The sequence below is a fragment of the Gelidibacter salicanalis genome, assembly GCF_016469035.1.
Classification (GTDB): Bacteria; Bacteroidota; Bacteroidia; order Flavobacteriales; family Flavobacteriaceae; genus Gelidibacter; species Gelidibacter salicanalis_A.
Genome location: NZ_JAEHJZ010000413.1, coordinates 1 through 462, shown reverse-complemented (window position 1 = coordinate 462; position 462 = coordinate 1). Strand labels below are relative to the sequence as shown.

General features: G+C 54.3%; 2 protein-coding genes. One reads left to right on the top strand and one right to left on the bottom strand.

The window, feature by feature from the left end:
- The first annotated feature begins 66 nt into the window (after window positions 1-66).
- A complete protein-coding gene (locus JEM65_RS23425) occupies window positions 67-147 on the top strand; it encodes a glycine zipper domain-containing protein (RefSeq protein ID WP_368856079.1) in 81 nt (26 codons plus the stop codon).
- 128 nt (window positions 148-275) lie between these two features.
- On the opposite strand, the gene JEM65_RS21750 is transcribed toward JEM65_RS23425, so the two are convergent.
- Window positions 276-462 (bottom strand): hypothetical protein (locus tag JEM65_RS21750; RefSeq protein ID WP_199603856.1); only part of this gene is annotated, 187 nt, incomplete at its 5' end.

Genomic DNA, 462 nt, shown 5'->3' with positions numbered 1-462 from the left:
GCACGTTTTAACACCGATAAAATTAGCCAGCAGGCACGTGATGCGGCGGCTACAGCCAATGATTATGTGAAAGATAATCCGTGGTATGGCGTCGGTGCCGGTGCGGCAATCGGTATTGTTATCGGTGTCCTTCTGGGACGTCGCTAACAAAAAAGGCAATTAGTGATGTTTCACTCCTGTGTCGGGAATATGCCTTAAAAAGCTGAAACATCCGCGTGGCTCCCTCATTGCCGCGTAATTGCTAAAAAGACGACGGAGCCTTCGGGCTCCGTTTTCTATTTCTGGTTCTGGCTTCCTGAAATCACCCGCTCCAACCGCTGCACCAGCCCTTGGGCCTGCTCCTGAGAACTGATATTAGGAAACCCCATCAGCAAACCGTTCGGGCGTAACGCTCCGCCACGCTCACGCCGCTCAACCTGCCAGTCGGAAAGCGCCTGCACCGCCAGCCCCTGTTCGCTGGCA